Source organism: Amycolatopsis sp. CA-211722 (assembly GCF_056828465.1).
In genome coordinates, this window is sequence record NZ_CP184752.1 from 1,065,916 (window position 1) to 1,082,078 (window position 16,163).

The window sequence follows — 16,163 nt, forward strand, 5'->3', positions numbered from 1 at the left end:
GCGCGGAACGGCCGTCTGCGCGACACTCTTCCGGTGCTCCTGACCATGACGACCACCCGGAACCCGGCCACCGACCTCGGCTTTCTCCTGCACAAACATCCGGAGAAGGCGCAATCGCTCACGCTCTCGGCCGGGACGGCGCACGTCTTCTACCCCGAGGCGTCCGATGAGCGCTGCACCGTCGCGCTGCTGGTCGAGATCGACCCGGTCGACCTCGTGCGCGGTGGCGGCACGTCGCTGACCCAGTACGTCAACGACCGCCCGTACGCGGGCGGGTCGTACCTGGCGGTGGCGCTGCGGGCCGCCTTCACCACGGCGCTGGCCGGCCGGTGCGCGAACCGGCCGGAACTCGTCGACGAGCGCTTCCCGCTGGAGATCCGTGTCCCGTCGCTGACCGCGCGCGGCGGCGCGGAGGTCGTCCACAAGCTGTTCGAACCGCTCGGCTGGCACGTCGAAGCGAAGACCATCCCGCTCGACCCGGAATTCCCGCAATGGGGCGATTCCCGCTACGTCGATCTCCGGCTGACCGGCACCCAGCGCGTCGTCGACGCTTTGCGGCACCTGTACGTCCTGCTGCCCGCCCTCGACGGCGACAAGCACTACTGGATCGGCCAGGACGAAGCGGACAAGCTGCTGCGCGTCGGCGAAGGCTGGCTCGCCGGGCATCCGGAACGGGACCTGATCACCAACCGGTACCTCGAACGACGCCGCCAGATCGTCTCGTACGCGCTCGACCGGCTCGCCGAAGCCGACGACGTGCCCGCCGAAGCCGAGGCCCGGGTCACCGAACTGCCGGACCGGCCGGAACCGCTGGCCGTCCAGCGTCAGGGCAGTGTGCTCGCGGCGCTTCGGGCGGCGGGCGCGCGACGTGTGCTCGACCTCGGCTGCGGCGGTGGCGCGCTGCTGCGCGTGTTGCAGAGGGAGCCGTCGTTCACCGAGATCGTCGGTGTCGACGTGTCCGCGAGCGCGCTCGACATCGCCGACAAGCGGCTCAAGGACAAGTCGCGAATCACCCTGAAGCAGTCCGCGCTGACCTACGCGGACCCGTCGCTGGCAGGCTACGACGCGGCCGTGCTGATGGAGGTGATCGAGCACGTCGACGAGGAGCGTCTGCCCGCTCTGGAGCACGCCGTGTTCGGTGTCGCCGCGCCGCGGACCGTGCTCGTCACGACGCCGAACGCCGAGTACAACCGGCACTTCGAATTCCTCGGAGAAGGCCGATTCCGGCACGCTGACCACCGTTTCGAGTGGACACGCGAGCAGTTCCGCTCGTGGGCGGGCGGCGTCGCGGAACGACAGGGCTACGACGTCCGGCTCCTGCCGGTGGGACCGGAGTCCCAGGAATCAGGACCGCCGACCCAAATGGCGGTCTTCACGTCTCGAAAGGAGGCCGTGGCATGAAACTGACCATTCCCGACATGTCCCTCGTCGTGCTCGTCGGTGCCTCCGGCTCCGGCAAGTCGACCTTCGCGCGGACGCATTTCGCGCCGACACAGGTGCTGTCCAGCGACTACTTCCGCGGTCTGGTGGCCGACGACGAGAACGACCAGAGCGCGTCGGCCGCCGCGTTCGACGTGCTCCACTACGTCGCGGCGAAGCGGCTTGAAGCGGGCCGGGTCACGGTGATCGACGCGACGAACGTCCAGCGCGCGTCGCGGGCGAGCCTGCTGAAGCTGGCGAAGGAGTACGACGTCCTTCCGACGGCGATCGTGCTGGATCTGCCCGTGAAGGTCTGCCACGACCGCAACGAGGCCAGGCCCGACCGCGACTTCGGCGAACACGTCGTCCGGCGTCAGCGCGGCGAACTCCACCGATCGCTGAAGTCGTTGGAGCGCGAGGGTTTCCGTCGCGTGCACGTGTTGCGGAGCGAAGCCGAGGTCGCCGAAGCGGAGATCGTCGTCGAGCCGCTACGCAACGACCGCCGCGACCTGACCGGGCCGTTCGACGTCATCGGCGACGTCCACGGCTGCCGCGAGGAACTGGACGAACTGCTCACCGAACTGGGGTACGTCGACGGCGTGCACCCGGAGGGCCGGACCGCGGTGTTCGTCGGCGACCTGGTCGACCGCGGCCCCGACACGCCGGGCGTGCTGCGCCGGGTGATGGCGATGGCCGAGGCGGGCAGCGCGCTGGTCGTCTGCGGGAACCACGAGCAGAAACTGGTCCGCGCGCTGAACGGGCGCAAGGTCAAGGTGGCGCACGGCCTCGCGGAGTCCCTCGAACAGCTTTCGGCGCAGGACGAGGACTTCCGCGCGAAGGCGCACGCCTTCTGCGATGGACTCATCGCGCACTACGTCCTCGACGGCGGCAAGCTCGTCGTGGCACACGCGGGCCTGCCCGAGAAGTTCCACGGTCGCGCGTCCGGCCGGGTCCGGAGCACCGCGCTCTACGGCGACACCACCGGCGAGACCGACGAGTACGGACTGCCGGTGCGGCTGCCGTGGGCACGCGACTACCGCGGCAAGGCGATGGTCCTCTATGGACACACACCGACACTGGAACCGGAGTGGATCAACGGGACCATGTGTCTCGACACGGGCTGCGTGTTCGGCGGCAAGCTGACCGCTTTGCGTTACCCGGAGCGGGAAGTCGTCTCGGTGAAGGCGAAGAAGGTCTGGTACGAGCCGGCCCGGCCGCTCGAACCAGCGCGGCCGCTGGGCGGACGCGAGCCCGCGGTGCTGGAACTGGGCGACGTCACCGGGAAGCGGATCGTCGAGACCCGGCACCACGGCCGGGTCGGAGTCTCCGCCGAGCAGTCGGCGGCGGCGCTCGAGGTGATGAGCCGCTTCGCCGTCGACCCGCGCTGGCTGCCGTACCTGCCGCCGACCATGGCGCCATGCTCGACGTCCGACACGGACGGCTACCTGGAACATCCCGAGGAGGCTTTCGCCGAGTTCCGCGCGGCGGGTGTCGATCACGTCCTGTGCGAGGAGAAGCACATGGGTTCGCGGGCCGTCGTGCTCGTGTGCCGTGACGACGACGTGGCTCCCGCGCGGTTCGGGATCCAGGGACCCGGCGCGGTCCACACCCGCACCGGCCGTCCGTTCTTCACTCCGGACCAGAACGCGCGGCTGCTCGCCGATGTGCGCGAAGCGGCGTCGGAACTGTTCGAGGAACTGGACACCGGCTGGCTGCTGCTCGACGCGGAGTTGCTGCCGTGGAGCGCGAAAGCCGGGTCGCTGATCTCAGGCCAGTACGCGGCCGTCGGTGCGGCGACCCAAGCCGTGCTGCCCGCCGCCGTCGCGTCACTGGACGCGGCCGCCGCTCGCGGGATCGACGTGTCGGAGCTGGTGGCGCGCACCAGGACTCGCGAGTCCACTGTGGACGCGTACCGGCAGGCGTACCGGCGTTACTGCTGGCCGACCGACGGCCTCGACGGCGTCCGGCTGGCGCCTTTCCAGCTCCTGGCGTCGGAGGGACACGCGTACCACGACCGTCCGCACGAGTGGCATCTTTCGCTGCTGGACCGGCTCACCGGCGACCGGTTCACGCGCACGCGGACGCTGGCCGTGGACACCACCGACCCGGCGTCGGTGGCGCGGGGCGTCGAGTGGTGGCTGGAGCTGACCGGCGCGGGCGGCGAGGGCATGGTCGTCAAACCGGCGGCGAACCTGACGCGGGGCACACGCGGACTGGTTCAGCCGGGAGTGAAGGTGCGCGGGCGCGAGTACCTGCGGATCATCTACGGGCCGGACTACACGCTGCCGGAGAACCTCGCGCGCCTTCGCAAGCGAGGGCTCAACCGGAAGCGGGCGCTGGCGCTGCGCGAGTACGCGCTGGGGCTGGAGGCGCTGGACCGGCTGGCGCGCGGGGAACCGCTGTGGCGGGTGCACGAGTGCGTGTTCGCCGTGCTGGCGCTGGAGTCGGATCCGGTCGACCCTCGCCTCTGACGCGCTTCGAAAATGCCATGAACGGTCCGTTCCTTGCAAAATTTGCAAGGAACGGACCGTTCATAGCAGCGCTCAGTCGGACTTGGCGGTCGGCTTCTCGGCCTTCGCGACCGGCTCGCTCTCGGCCTTCGGGGCTTCGGGAGTCTCCTCAGCCGAAGCGGGAGCCTCCGCGGGCTCGTCGAAGCTCTCCGGTACCCGCTTCAGGTGCTTGGTCATCGACCGCACCAGCAGCGCGACGGCGATCAGGAACAGGATCAGGATCAGGAAACCCACCGGCGACGACTTGCCGAAGTCCTCACCTTGGCCGCCGTTGTCGCCGTTGCCGGGCTGCTGCGCCAGGAACTGCGACGCCTCCGTCACCGGAACGACGGCGAACGCCGGCACCACGAAACTCATCTAGCCCTCCTTCAAGCCGGCGAACAGATCGTCCTCCGGCAGGGTGCTGTCCACCAGTGAGCGGACCAGCTCGTACTCCTCGGTCGGCCAGACCTCGCGCTGCAGGTCACGCGGGACGGCGAACCAGCGGCTGTTCGGGTCGATCTGGGTGGCGTGCGCCTTGAGCGCCTCGTCACGCTGTTCGAAGAAGTCGCCGCATTCGACGCGGGTGGTCACCCGCTCCATGACGTCGGCCTTCTCCGGGTCCCACGACTTGAGCCACTCCTCGTAGGGCGACTCCAGGCCTCGCTCGACCAGGGCCTCGTGGAACACCGTCATCCTGGCGCGCGAGAACCCGTGCACGTAGTACAGCTTCATCGGCTGCCACGGCTCGCCCGCGTCCGGATAGCGCTCCGCCTCGCCGGCGGCGTCGAAGGCCGCGACCGAGATCTCGTGCGTGCGGATGTGGTCGGGGTGCGGGTACCCGCCGTTCTCGTCGTAGGTGACGATCACGTGCGGACGGAACTCGCGGATGACCTTCACCAGCGCGCCGGTGGACTCCTCCAGCGGGATGACCGCGAACGAACCCTCCGGAACCGGGGGCAGCGGGTCGCCCTCGGGCAGCCCCGAGTCGACGAACCCCAGCCAGACGTGGCTCACACCGAGGATCTTGGCCGCGCGGGCCATCTCCTCGCGGCGGATCTCGGTCATGTTGGCCAGTACTTCGGGACGGTCCATGGCCGGGTTCAGCACACTGCCCGCTTCGCCGCCGGTACAGGTCACGACCATGACCTCGTGCCCTTCGGCGGCGTACCTGGCCATGGTGGCGGCACCCTTGCTCGACTCGTCGTCGGGGTGCGCGTGCACCGCCATCAGGCGGAGGCGTGACTTCGGCGGTTCGTTGGCTGGCACCATGCTCCGAACGTCCCCTTCTCGTTCCCTGTTCCCCTGCGACCCTGCCTGACGGCCCGCCCGGCCGGGCGCGGATACTCGAGGGGAACCACTCGCATACGACCCCATTGTCCCTGCGAGCACGACGAGACCTACCGGGAGGCCCGGGTTGAGCACGGGACAGGACGCTCCCAGCGCGGAAAGCACCCGGACGGACGTGCCCGAGGACCGGTACGGCAAAACCCGCTCCGCGAAGCCCGCCCGCTGGCGGCGCCTGGTGTTCGGCCTGGTGGCGCTGCTGGTCAGCGGCGGGATCGCCTATGTCGCGTACACGAACTTCGGCAGCGCGCCCATCGAGGGCGAACGCGTCTCGTTCGACGAGAAGCCGGGCGACGCGATGGAGATCACCATCAACGTGACCAGGGACGATGTGAACCGTCCGGGTGTCTGCGTCGTCCGGGTCCGGGACAAGGCGGGGGCCGAAAGCGGCCGTAAAGAGGTCCTGATTCAGCCTGGTTCGAAGAACAGCAGGGTGACGACCACCATCAAGAGCATCGGAAGGCCGGTCACGGCTGATATCTTCGGATGCTCATACGACGTACCACGGTACCTGTCAAGGCCATAGCGGCCAACGGGGTGAAACGGGCGCCCAACGCCGAGGCGCGACCGAATTCCACCGGCGGCGATGCCTCGCGCCGTGTTACTCTGATCTACCGGCACGGCCCAAGACGGGCCGTGTTTTTCCTTTATCTCAGCCAGGCCGGCGCGCCATGCCGGCCCGGTGGCCGGCTTGTACACCCAAGCCTGGCAGGCCCTACTAGGAGATGGTGACCGTGAGCGACACAAAGGTGACCTGGCTGACCCAGGATGCCTACGACAGGCTCAAGCAGGAACTCGACCACTACATCGAGCTCCGCCCGGTCATCGCTGCGAAGATCAACGACAGCCGGGAAGAGGGCGACCTCAAGGAGAACGGCGGCTACCACGCCGCCCGCGAGGAGCAGGGCCAGCACGAGGCCCGCATCCGTCACCTCCAGGAGCTCCTCCGCTCGGCCAAGGTGGGCGAGCCGCCCGCCAACGACGGCAGCGCCGGACCGGGCAAGGTTCTCACCGTGCGTTACGACGGCGACGACGAGGACGAGAACTTCCTCTTGGCGACCCGCGAAGAGGGCACCGAGGGTGACCTCGACGTCTACTCGCCGGAGTCCCCGCTCGGCAAGGCGCTGCTCGGCGCCAAAGAAGGCGAGACCCGCGAGTACGAGCTGCCCAACGGCAGCATCCAGAAGGTGACGCTCGTCAAGGCCGTGCCCTACACCGGCAAGTAAGTGCGCCGCTGGTCTCCCCGAGGCGCCCAGCGCCCGACGGAGACTCGCCCGTCGCGCGCCCGGCCCGACATGGCCGGGCGCGCATATGAGCCGTTAGCGTGACCTCCGGAGAACTCTGGAGGGAACGATGAGCGAACTACCCATCTGCGTCGCCTGCGGCATGCAGTACGCGGAACCCAGGTCCGACTGCCCGATCTGCGAGGACGAACGTCAGTACGTCCCGCAGGCCGGACAGCGGTGGACCGATCTGAACACCGTCCGCGCGAGCGGGACGTACACGGCCCGTATCGAGGAGCAGGGCCCCGGCCTCATCGGGGTCGGGTCCACTCCCAACTTCGCCATCGGTGAGCGAGCGCTGCTGGTCAAGGCCGGATCCGGCAACTTCCTTTGGGACTGCGCGGGCTTCATCGACGACGACCTCGTCGCCAAGGTCCGTGACCTGGGCGGGATCACCGGCATCGCGATCAGCCACCCGCACTACTACACCACCATGGTCGAGTGGGCCCACGCCTTCGACGTGCCGATCTACCTGCACGAAGGCGACCAGCAGTGGATCGGCAGGCCGGATCCGGCGATCAAGCTGTGGAGCGGCGCGACCCTCGACGTCGCCCCCGACCTGCGCCTGATCAATCTCGGCGTGCATTTCGCCGGCGGGACCGTGCTGCACTGGCCGGACGGCGAGAACGGCCGCGGCGCGGTGCTCTCGGGCGACATCCTGCAGGTCATCCCCGACCGCCGCTTCGTCGGCATGATGTACAGCTACCCGAACCTGATCCCGGAACGTCCCGAGGTCGTCCGCCGCGCCGCCGAGATGCTCGAACCGTACGAGTTCGAGGCGATCTACGGCGCCTGGTGGGACGCGATCATCCGCACCGACGGGCACGAGGCCGTCCAGCGGTCGGCGAAGCGGTACCTGAGCCAGGTGGGCTAGCTCCGCGCCAGCCGTTCCAGCAGCGGCCGTACGCGCGGCGGAACCGGCGTCGACAACGCGATCGACGTCGACGTCCGCCGCACGTACGGCGCGCCGACCACCTCGTCCACCACGCGCTGCAGGTCGTCGTTGTTGCGCGCCACCATGCGGACGAAGAGGTCGCCCTGGCCGGTCGTCGCGTAGACCTCGCACACCTCGTCGATCGCGGACAGCGCCTCCGCCACCTCGGCCCGGCGGCCCTGTGCGATCTCCAGGACGGCGAACGCGGTGAGGCCGTATCCCATCGCCGCGAGGTCGAGTTCGGGCGGGAATCCGCCGAGGATCCCGCGTTCGGTCAGCCGGTCCAGCCTGGCCTGCACGGTGCCCCGCGCGACGCCGAGACGACGGGCGCATTCGAGCACACCGAGCCGGGGCGAGTCGGTGAGCAACAGCAGCAGCCGCGCGTCCAGCGCGTCGAGCGCTTCCGGCATCACGTCTACTCCTAAACAGGTTGTCCACTTTGACCGCGCCGACCCGGCCTCGACTGATCATAGTGTTCAGTGAAATCTTTGACCATTGCGCATTTTGTCACGCGCTCGGATGCTTCAGACATGACGCACACAGTGGAACCCCAGGGTGCTCTTGACGACGTGAGCTACGACCAGCTGCGTCAGCTCGTCGGCCTCGTCGACCACGACTCTTCGACCGACCCCTTCCCGGTGAAGTCGATGGACGCGGTGGTGTTCATCGCGGGCAACGCCACGCAGACCGCGTGGTTCTACCAGGTCGCGTTCGGCATGCGGCTCGTCGCGTACTCCGGTCCCGAGACCGGGAACTTCGAGCGCAAGTCGTTCGTGCTGAAGTCGGGCTCGGCCCGCTTCGTGATCACCGGCGGCGTCCGGCCCGACTCCCCGCTGCTCGACCACCACCGCCGCCACGGCGACGGCGTGATCGACCTCGCGCTCGAGGTCGCCGACGTCGACCGGTGCATCGAGCACGCCCGCTCGCAGGGCGCCACCGTCCTCGAGGAGCCGCACGACGTCTCCGACGAGCACGGCACCGTGCGCGTCGCCGCGATCGCGACCTATGGCGAGACCCGCCACACGCTGGTCGACCGGTCGAAGTACACCGGCGTCTACCTGCCCGGTTACGAACCGCGCGAGAGCAGCGTCGTCCGCCCGGAAGGGGCGCCGAAGCGGCTTTTCCAGGCCGTCGACCACTGCGTCGGCAACGTCGAACTCGGCAAGATGGACTACTGGGTCGACTGGTACCACCGCGTCATGGGCTTCGTGAACATGGCGGAGTTCGTCGGCGACGACATCGCGACCGAGTACTCGGCACTGATGAGCAAGGTGGTCTCCAACGGCAACCACCGCGTCAAGTTCCCGCTCAACGAGCCGGCGATCGCGAAGAAGAAGTCGCAGATCGACGAGTACCTCGAGTTCTACGGCGGCGCGGGCTGCCAGCACATCGCGCTGGCCACCAACGACATCGTCGCGACGGTGAAGGCGATGCGCGCCGCGGGCGTCGAGTTCCTCGACACCCCGGACTCCTACTACGACGACCCGGAGCTGCGCGCGCGGATCGGCGAGGTCCGGGTGCCGATCGAGAAGCTCAAGGAGCACCGCATCCTGGTCGACCGCGACGAGGACGGCTATCTGCTGCAGATCTTCACCAAGCCGATCGGCGACCGTCCGACGGTGTTCTACGAGCTCATCGAGCGGCACGGTTCGCTCGGCTTCGGCAAGGGCAACTTCAAGGCCCTGTTCGAGGCCATCGAGCGTGAGCAGGAGCGCCGCGGAAACCTCTGACCCGGCGGTTTCGCAGGGCGTGAAAGGGCTCTTCATCGCACTTCGTGCGGTGAGGGGCCCTTTCGCTGCGTGACGGGGCCGACTTTGTCGCCCCTGAGTGGTACACCGGATGAGCACTAGGCTGTTCGACGAAACTTCGAGCACACCGGAACCGGTGGCGTCTTCGGACCGTCAGTGTGAAGACGTCAGCATGCAGCTTTTGGAAGGGTCCCGATGCCGGACAACGTCGACGCCAGCGAACGCATGGTGGACAACTGGACGAAGCAGATCCAGGAGACCGCCGCGCGCTATCAGGCGATGGCCGCGCGCATGCAGGGTCAGACCGTCACCGAGCGGTCGAAGGACAACACCATCGAGGTCACGATCGACTCGAAGGGCCTGCTCACGAACCTGGTCATCTCCGAAGCCGCGAGCGGCAAACGGATGGCGGAGGTCTCGTCGCAGGTCATGCGCCTCGTCCAGCTCGCGCAGTCCCGGATCCCGGAGCTGCTGCAGGCGGCGATGGCCGAGACGGTCGGGACCACCGACGAGACGGCGAACCGGGTGATCGCGGAGGCACAGAGCACCTTCCCGGAAGCCCCGCCGGAGGAGAACCTCGCACCGCCGGAACCCGAGCGGCACCACCGCTTCGGCCCGGAGGAGGAAGAGCCCCCGCCGCCGTCCACGCAGGCGAATCCGCCCCAGAACCCACCTCAGCCGAAGCCGATCCCGCGCCGCCGCCGCACGCAGGACGACGATGACGACGACTTCGGCGGCAGCATCCTTTCGTAGACGTCCATCCGGCCTGGTAGAGGGGAGAAACCATGGCAGGCAAGGGTTATGAGCTCGGCGCCGACCTCGACGCGCACGCCAAGCAGATCGACGGCATCGCCGACGGCCTGCGCACGGCGGTCGACGCCGCGCAGCAGGTGAGCATGCCGACCGACGCGTACGGCATCATCTGCCAGCCGTTCCGGATGATGCTCGACCCGGTCGAGGAGTTCGGCATCAACGCGCTGAACAAGGCCGTCGAGGCAGCGACGACGGTGGCGAACAACGTGCGGTCCGCGTCGAACGCCTACCAGACGCAGGACGAGAACTTCGCCGCCGAATTCAAGAACGTGCAGGTGCCTGACTGATGCCCGAGGGAAACCCGCTCGTCGCGAACGCACCCACCGACGGCGACGGCCCCGGACCGCTGACGGCCGGGAACAGCGAGTACGGCTACGCGGCGGGCATCGGCGTCGCCGAGTCGGCCATGGACGCCTTCAACGGCATCTCGAACGGCGACTGGATCGGCGGCGGGCTCGGCGTGCTGAGCCTCGCCGGCGAGATGGCCAGCGCCGCGATCGACCCGTTCGGCTACCTGATGTCGTCGGTGGCGTCGTTCCTGATGGAGCACATGCAGCCGCTGAAGGACATGCTGGACGCGGTCGCCGGTGATCCGCCGGTCATCCAGTCGTATTCCGAAACCTGGGGCAACGTCGCCAAGAAACTGGAAGACACCCAGGTCGAATTCTCGAACGCGGTCAAGAACGGCACGTCCGGCTGGACGGGCGACGCGGCCGACCAGTACCGCAAGCAGGCCGCGGAGCAGGCGGAAGCGATCAGCGGCGCGGCGACGGTCGCCGGCGGGATCAGCACCGTCGTGATGATCTTCGGCGAGATCGTCGCGTTCGTCCGCGAGTTCATCCGCCAGCTGATCGCGGACGCGGTCGGCAAGCTCATCGCCTGGGTCATGGAGACGGTGTTCTCCCTCGGTTTCGGCACGCCCGTGGTGGTCGCGCAGGCCGTCACCGCGATCGCCAAGTGGGCCGCGAAGATCGCCGACAAGCTCAAGGAACTCTGCGACGCCATGCGGCGGGTATCGCCGCTGCTGGGCAAACTGGTCGACGTCTTCGAGAAGATCATCAAGATCTTCGGCAAGATCGCGGGCAAGGTCACCGGCCTCGACGTGATCAACACCAAGAACATCAAGCCGGGCGGGTTCATCCAGCGCGGCGGCAGCGGCGGCGGGTCCGGTGGGACCGGCGGTGGCGGCTCGGGCTCGGGCGACGGCCCGGACGGCGATGGTTCCGGGTCCGGCGATGGATCCGGCAGCGGCTCCGGTGACGGTTCCGGCAGCGGCGATGGGTCCGGCAGCGGCTCCAACGGCGACAACTCCGGTGGCAATTCGGGCGACACCAACAGCGGCCCGAACGACAACTCCGGCGGCAACTCCGGCGACACCAACAGCGGCCCGAACAACGGCTCCGGCGGCAACTCCGGCGACACCAACAGCGGCCCGAACAACGGCTCCGGCGGTTCGACCGATTCCGGTCCGAACGGTGGTTCCAGCGGCGACACCCCGTCCACCACCACCCGCGGTGGTGACGGTGGCGGCTCGTCCACCCGCTCCGACGGCGGCTCGCCCAACCGCGCCGGCGATGGACCGTCCACATCGGACGGAAACTCCGCCGGTGGCGATGGTTCCCCCAGCACCGCCCGTTCCGACACGGCGACGCCGCACACCCGGTCCGACGGTGGCTCTCCCGGCGATTCCGCCGCCCCGAACCGCACGTCCGATGGCGGCTCGCCCAGCCCGAACCGCGCGGACACGGGCGGCTCGCCCGCTCCGCACACCCGGGCCGACAGTGGCGGCTCCCCGAGCCACACCCCCGACAACTCGCCCACACCACACACCCGCGCCGACAGTGGCGGCACCCCCAGCCACACCCCCGACAACTCGCCCACACCACACACCCGCGCCGACACCGGCAGCACCCCCAACCACACCCCCGACAACTCACCCACACCACACACCCGCGCCGACAGTGGCGGCACCCCCAACCACACCCCCGACAGCGGCGGCTCGCCCCGGCCCCACGGCGGCGACGGCGGCGGCTCGCCCACCCCTCGGTCCGACCCGTCACCCGGCCACCACGGCGGCAACGACGGCGGCAGCCCCACCCGGCCGACCGACAGTGGAACGACGACCAGCGGCACCGCGCCCACGGCGCCGCGCCTCGGCGACGCCGGCCCGTCCCACGTGCCTTCGCAGCGCGGCGGTCCCGGTGGCGACGCTTCGCACGGTGTCCCGCCGCAGGGCCAGCCGATCGCCGGCGGTATGCCGCCGCAGGGCGCTCCGGGTGGCGCCCCCGGCGGCACCCCGGGTTCGCCCGGCGGCAGGCCGCAGGGTGGCGGCTGGACCGGCACGCCCGGTTCGCCGCGCACCCCGGACACGAACGCCCCGCGCACTCCCGACACCCACACCGGTCCTGGCCAGACCGGTCCCGGCGGACGGCCGAACCAGCCGCAGCCGGTCGCCAGGGGCAACGAGTTCGGTCCCGGCGCCCAGCCGCACACCGGCTCACCGAGCACGCACGGCCCGGGTAACCGGCCGGGCGGCACGGGCCCCGGCAACACCGGCCCGGGCGGCCACGGCCCCGGTGGCCACTCCGGGCCGCCGCGTTCGCCGGACGGTCACGGCCCCGACGGGCACGGGCCGCGCCAAGACCCGAACGGGAACCCCGACAGCACACCGCACGACCGTGGCCCCGACGGCGAGCCGGATCGTCCGCTGACGCCGGACGAGGTCAACCAACGGCATTCCGAGAGCACTCCCGCGGGCAGCTCGTACCACCGCGGTGACTCGGACATGGGCGACCTGCCGCACCGCGTCCAGCCGGATCCGGACGGCCGCTACACCGTCGACGTGCACGTCACGCCGGACGGGCACGCCCGGATCGGCAACCGCACCTACACCCCGGAAGAGTTCGCGGACATCCTGCGGCGCAACGGGGATTACGACGGCCGTCCGATCCGCCTGATCGGCTGTGACGCCGGCTCGAACGATTTCGCGCGCCGTCTGTCGCGGGAACTCGACACCGAGGTGATGGCGCCGAGCAAACCGGCGTGGACCGACTCGAACGGGCGCGTCTTCTCGTCCGACTACGAGATCGGCCCCGACGGCCGCCCCCGGCCCAAGATCCCGCCCAACGGCGAATGGGATGTCCACAGCCCCGACGGCACCGCCCGCCGGGCGAGCGACGACGGCTTCACCCCGGACACCTCGCACGCGGACAAGCAGGACGTGGACGCCGACAGCGCCCGCGACCGTGGCCAGGGCGACGACCTCAACCCCCAGCATCAAATCGAAGGACGCTGGGAGGAGCCCGATTTCACGCCGCCCGCCCGTTCCGTTCAGCTACGCGACGATCAGTCGTTCTTCGACCCGACGACGCCTCCGCGCAAGCTCGACGCGGACACGCGGTACGACATCACCGACGCGGACGGCAACGTGCGCAGCCGGGTCTACACCGACGCGAACCGCAACGTGACGCACGTCGACGCCGTCGCGCCGAACACGCTGCGCGGCCCCGGTAACCCGGAGATCATGCGCCCGGCGCCGAACTCGGACTACCGCGTACAGGTCGGCCACCGGCACGACACCTATCCGACCGGCCCGGACGGCAACGTCCGGACCGTGACACACACGGACGTCAAGACGCCCCAAGGCACCCGGGACATCACGAGGATCGACGACATCGAGTCGCCGCCGAAGCCTCGTGACCAGGTGAGGATCGAGGCGGACGACCCGCGGGCGCCGCGGGCCGACGAGCCGTTCAGCCACCGGACCGATCTCGATGCGAACACCCGCTACCACGTCACCGACGCGGACGGGAATTCCCGCGGCAGCTTCCAGACCGACGAGCACGGCAAGGTCAAGTGGGTCGACACCCACGAAGGAGCGGGCAACCCAGAGCTGAACAATCCGCTGCCCGACAGCAACTACCGGGTCGACCGCGGGCCCCTCCACCAGGAGTACCGCGTCGGCCCCGACGGGCGGCCGGAACACGGCCAGACCTACGACCCGCCGCAGCCGACGGGGACCCCGGTCGATCACCCGAACGCGGTCAAACAGGACGAGGCGTTCAACCGCCAGCACACCAACGAGGACGGCAGCCCGAAGCTCGGCGAGGATGGGAAACCCACCCTCCAACCGGACAGCGTGCACCGCCCGACCGATGAGTTCGGCCATCCGCGGGGTGAGTTCCAGACCGACGGGACCGGGCACATCAGCCACGTCGACACCACCAGTGGCCAGCGCGCCAGGACCAACCCCGAGGTCGGGGCCGCACCGGACGGTGCGGACATCACCCAGGACGGTCACTACGGGACCAGGAACGCCAAGAACGTCCAGGATTCGTGGCCCGCACCCGACCGCGAAGTCACGTACTCGCACCAGGTCCCGCCCAAGAGCGAGAACGCGGCCGCCCACCAGAACAAGGAACCGCGAGGGTTCACCGACGGCGACCCGAGCTCGATGACCGCCGCCGAGCAGAAGGCGATCAGCGACAAGCTCGCGCACAAGGATCCGATCGCGGGCCGGGACAACCTGCCGCCCAACACCCGGATCCACGTGGTGGACAAGGACGGCCTGCCGTACGGGTCGTTCCAGACCGGGCCGGACGGCAAGATCACCCACATGCACACCGGGCAGCCGTTCAACGCGGATATGAACAACCCGCCGCCGAACGCGGTGGTCCGCGTCGACCACGGCCTGGAGATGCACGACGCCAACGGCAATCCGCTGGGCAGGCAGTCGCCCGGTGAGATCCACCGGACGGACGCGCGAGGCAACACCGTGGTGACATCGGCTCCGCCGGATCCAGGTGGTGCCAGCAACATCCGGCGTGACGGCTCGGCGCAGAGCCAGGTCGGCGGTCAGGGCGGCAAGGACGCGTCCGGGAAGAACATCGACGACGGCGGACACCACCGCGGCACGTCCGTCGGCGGCTCCGGCGAGGCGATCAACCAAGGGTCGCAAGGCCGGGTGGACAACAGCAACGCGGGCGCCAAGGAACTCAAGGAGACCTACGACCCGGACGACAGCTGGTACCGGATGGAGCGGGATCGGGACGACAGCGGCCTCGCGGGTAGGTTGGAGAACGAGGACACGTTCGAACTTCGGGATGCCGGTATCGACGACGCGCACACCCGCCAATACCGGGCTTACGGCCCGGACGCCGAAGGCCGGATCTCGGTAATCGTCAGGAGTTTCCCCAATGACCACAACAACCCACTCTGGCCCGATGACTTCCGGGGGTGAGAGTCACGAGGACCTGATCCAGCAGCTCGGCATCGCGCTGCTGAACCTCGTCCCGGAGGAAGGCTGGCGGCGCATCGACCTGGTCAGCTCGATGACCGTGCCCGTCCAGGATCTCGGTCTGACCGTGATCATGGACGACGGCACCCGCCCCGAGATCACGCCGCCCACCGAGCTCAACGTGATCCTCGCGAAGCTGCGGACGCTGCTGTACGAGCCCGGCCGCGGAACGTGGTTCTCCGCGCGGATCTCGCTGAACCCGCCGGGGCAGATCTTCTTCAACTACAACAACGACTATGAACCGGTTCTCACGCCGCCGATGGAACCGGAACACTACGTCGAAGATCTGAAGAAGTTCCCCAGGGACCCCGAGCACATCCCGGGCTGGCTCGACGCGAAGCTCGCGGCGGCGAAAGAGAAGGAGCAGAACTGATGCCGATGCCCGTTGTGCCCACGAGCGCGGCACAGGCGAACGAGCTGTTCAAGGACTTCACCACCTGGATGGTGCACTCCGTCCCCGCGGACTGGGAGCAGCTGTTCATCATCTTCCGTTCTGTCGGTGACTACTACGAAATCTCCGCCCAGGTGCTGACCGTCATGGGCACCGGAGCTCCCTGGACACCGCCGGAGGGCGTCGCGGACTTCTTCGTGGAGCTGCGCGACAGCATGGCGAAGCCGGGCGAAGGCGCGTGGAGCTCGGTCCGCTATCACCTCGTGCACCCGGGTGGGTACTCCGCCGAGTACAACTGGGACAACGAACCCGTTTGGGACCACGTCCCGCCCGCCGAGTTCTTCGCCCAGGAGCTGGAGCGCTACCCGCGGACCGGCGAGCGCGCGGAGTGGCTTCAGCGACGTGCCGCCGGCCAGGCGGACTGACCATCGGTGAGCGAGGGG

14 protein-coding genes are annotated in these 16,163 nt (G+C 69.2%); 11 read left to right on the forward strand and 3 right to left on the reverse strand.

Annotation, left to right across the window (positions count from 1 at the left end):
• The first annotated feature begins 33 nt into the window (after positions 1 to 33).
• A complete protein-coding gene (locus tag ACOCEP_RS05200; protein ID WP_482336044.1) occupies positions 34 to 1,401 on the forward strand; it encodes a 3' terminal RNA ribose 2'-O-methyltransferase Hen1 in 1,368 nt (455 codons plus the stop codon).
• The gene (locus tag ACOCEP_RS05205) at positions 1,398 to 3,890 is read left to right on the forward strand and encodes a polynucleotide kinase-phosphatase (protein WP_482336045.1); all 2,493 of its coding nucleotides are present in this window, start codon (positions 1,398 to 1,400) and stop codon (positions 3,888 to 3,890) included. Before ACOCEP_RS05200 ends, ACOCEP_RS05205 begins: the two co-directional genes overlap by 4 nt.
• Positions 3,891 to 3,962: 72 nt before the next feature.
• Here ACOCEP_RS05205 and ACOCEP_RS05210 read toward each other — a convergent pair whose 3' ends face one another.
• Together ACOCEP_RS05210 and mca are read right to left on the reverse strand one after the other, a co-directional pair.
• Entirely contained in the window at positions 3,963 to 4,286 is a 324-nt protein-coding gene (locus ACOCEP_RS05210) for a hypothetical protein (RefSeq protein WP_482336047.1), read from the reverse strand.
• Positions 4,287 to 5,180 carry a mycothiol conjugate amidase Mca gene (gene mca / locus ACOCEP_RS05215; protein ID WP_482336048.1) on the reverse strand — a complete coding sequence of 298 codons (894 nt, stop codon included), beginning with the start codon at positions 5,178 to 5,180 and terminating at the stop codon, positions 4,287 to 4,289. It abuts the gene before it with no gap.
• 145 nt (positions 5,181 to 5,325) lie between these two features.
• Between mca and ACOCEP_RS05220 the strand changes: the two genes are divergently transcribed.
• The 3 genes from ACOCEP_RS05220 (at position 5,326) to ACOCEP_RS05230 (ending at position 7,412) form a co-directional block, all read left to right on the forward strand.
• On the forward strand, positions 5,326 to 5,781 hold the full coding sequence (locus ACOCEP_RS05220) for a DUF4307 domain-containing protein (RefSeq protein ID WP_482336050.1): 456 nt from the start codon (positions 5,326 to 5,328) through the stop codon (positions 5,779 to 5,781).
• A gap of 199 nt (positions 5,782 to 5,980) precedes the next feature.
• The gene (greA, locus tag ACOCEP_RS05225; protein WP_016337198.1) at positions 5,981 to 6,481 is read left to right on the forward strand and encodes a transcription elongation factor GreA; all 501 of its coding nucleotides are present in this window, start codon (positions 5,981 to 5,983) and stop codon (positions 6,479 to 6,481) included.
• A 127-nt stretch (positions 6,482 to 6,608) separates the two neighbouring features.
• Positions 6,609 to 7,412, forward strand: a complete 804-nt coding sequence (locus ACOCEP_RS05230; RefSeq protein ID WP_482336052.1) for an MBL fold metallo-hydrolase — start codon at positions 6,609 to 6,611, stop codon at positions 7,410 to 7,412.
• Here the strand turns inward: ACOCEP_RS05230 and ACOCEP_RS05235 are convergent.
• Positions 7,409 to 7,882 carry an Lrp/AsnC family transcriptional regulator gene (locus ACOCEP_RS05235; RefSeq protein ID WP_482336053.1) on the reverse strand — a complete coding sequence of 158 codons (474 nt, stop codon included), beginning with the start codon at positions 7,880 to 7,882 and terminating at the stop codon, positions 7,409 to 7,411. The genes ACOCEP_RS05230 and ACOCEP_RS05235 overlap by 4 nt on opposite strands.
• A gap of 120 nt (positions 7,883 to 8,002) precedes the next feature.
• Between ACOCEP_RS05235 and hppD the strand changes: the two genes are divergently transcribed.
• The 6 genes from hppD (at position 8,003) to ACOCEP_RS05265 (ending at position 16,145) form a co-directional block, all read left to right on the forward strand.
• Positions 8,003 to 9,202, forward strand: a complete 1,200-nt coding sequence (gene hppD / locus ACOCEP_RS05240; protein WP_482336054.1) for a 4-hydroxyphenylpyruvate dioxygenase — start codon at positions 8,003 to 8,005, stop codon at positions 9,200 to 9,202.
• A gap of 213 nt (positions 9,203 to 9,415) precedes the next feature.
• Positions 9,416 to 9,973 (forward strand): YbaB/EbfC family nucleoid-associated protein, encoded by a 558-nt coding sequence (locus ACOCEP_RS05245; protein WP_192743466.1) that lies wholly within the window; start codon positions 9,416 to 9,418, stop codon positions 9,971 to 9,973.
• A gap of 32 nt (positions 9,974 to 10,005) precedes the next feature.
• The gene (locus ACOCEP_RS05250) at positions 10,006 to 10,320 is read left to right on the forward strand and encodes a type VII secretion target (protein WP_126737519.1); all 315 of its coding nucleotides are present in this window, start codon (positions 10,006 to 10,008) and stop codon (positions 10,318 to 10,320) included.
• Positions 10,320 to 15,272: a WXG100 family type VII secretion target gene (locus ACOCEP_RS05255; RefSeq protein ID WP_482336055.1), complete on the forward strand. Its 4,953-nt coding sequence runs from the start codon at positions 10,320 to 10,322 to the stop codon at positions 15,270 to 15,272. Before ACOCEP_RS05250 ends, ACOCEP_RS05255 begins: the two co-directional genes overlap by 1 nt.
• A complete protein-coding gene (locus ACOCEP_RS05260) occupies positions 15,256 to 15,702 on the forward strand; it encodes a hypothetical protein (RefSeq protein ID WP_482336056.1) in 447 nt (148 codons plus the stop codon). The genes ACOCEP_RS05255 and ACOCEP_RS05260 overlap by 17 nt, the downstream gene beginning before the upstream one ends.
• Positions 15,702 to 16,145 (forward strand): hypothetical protein, encoded by a 444-nt coding sequence (locus ACOCEP_RS05265; protein ID WP_482336058.1) that lies wholly within the window; start codon positions 15,702 to 15,704, stop codon positions 16,143 to 16,145. The genes ACOCEP_RS05260 and ACOCEP_RS05265 overlap by 1 nt, the downstream gene beginning before the upstream one ends.
• The last annotated feature ends 18 nt before the right edge of the window (positions 16,146 to 16,163 follow it).

Excerpts from the sequence above, each read along its gene's own strand:
- greA (WP_016337198.1), top strand. The coding sequence starts at position 5,981 with ATGGTGACCGTGAGCGACACAAAGGTGACCTGGCTGACCCAGGATGCC.
- ACOCEP_RS05255 (WP_482336055.1), top strand. The coding sequence starts at position 10,320 with ATGCCCGAGGGAAACCCGCTCGTCGCGAACGCACCCACCGACGGCGAC.
- ACOCEP_RS05250 (WP_126737519.1), top strand. The coding sequence starts at position 10,006 with ATGGCAGGCAAGGGTTATGAGCTCGGCGCCGACCTCGACGCGCACGCC.
- ACOCEP_RS05265 (WP_482336058.1), top strand. The coding sequence starts at position 15,702 with ATGCCGATGCCCGTTGTGCCCACGAGCGCGGCACAGGCGAACGAGCTG.
- hppD (WP_482336054.1), top strand. The coding sequence starts at position 8,003 with ATGACGCACACAGTGGAACCCCAGGGTGCTCTTGACGACGTGAGCTAC.
- ACOCEP_RS05260 (WP_482336056.1), top strand. The coding sequence starts at position 15,256 with ATGACTTCCGGGGGTGAGAGTCACGAGGACCTGATCCAGCAGCTCGGC.
- ACOCEP_RS05245 (WP_192743466.1), top strand. The coding sequence starts at position 9,416 with ATGCCGGACAACGTCGACGCCAGCGAACGCATGGTGGACAACTGGACG.
- ACOCEP_RS05210 (WP_482336047.1), bottom strand. The coding sequence starts at position 4,286 with ATGAGTTTCGTGGTGCCGGCGTTCGCCGTCGTTCCGGTGACGGAGGCG.
- mca (WP_482336048.1), bottom strand. The coding sequence starts at position 5,180 with ATGGTGCCAGCCAACGAACCGCCGAAGTCACGCCTCCGCCTGATGGCG.
- ACOCEP_RS05205 (WP_482336045.1), top strand. The coding sequence starts at position 1,398 with ATGAAACTGACCATTCCCGACATGTCCCTCGTCGTGCTCGTCGGTGCC.
- ACOCEP_RS05230 (WP_482336052.1), top strand. The coding sequence starts at position 6,609 with ATGAGCGAACTACCCATCTGCGTCGCCTGCGGCATGCAGTACGCGGAA.
- ACOCEP_RS05235 (WP_482336053.1), bottom strand. The coding sequence starts at position 7,882 with ATGCCGGAAGCGCTCGACGCGCTGGACGCGCGGCTGCTGCTGTTGCTC.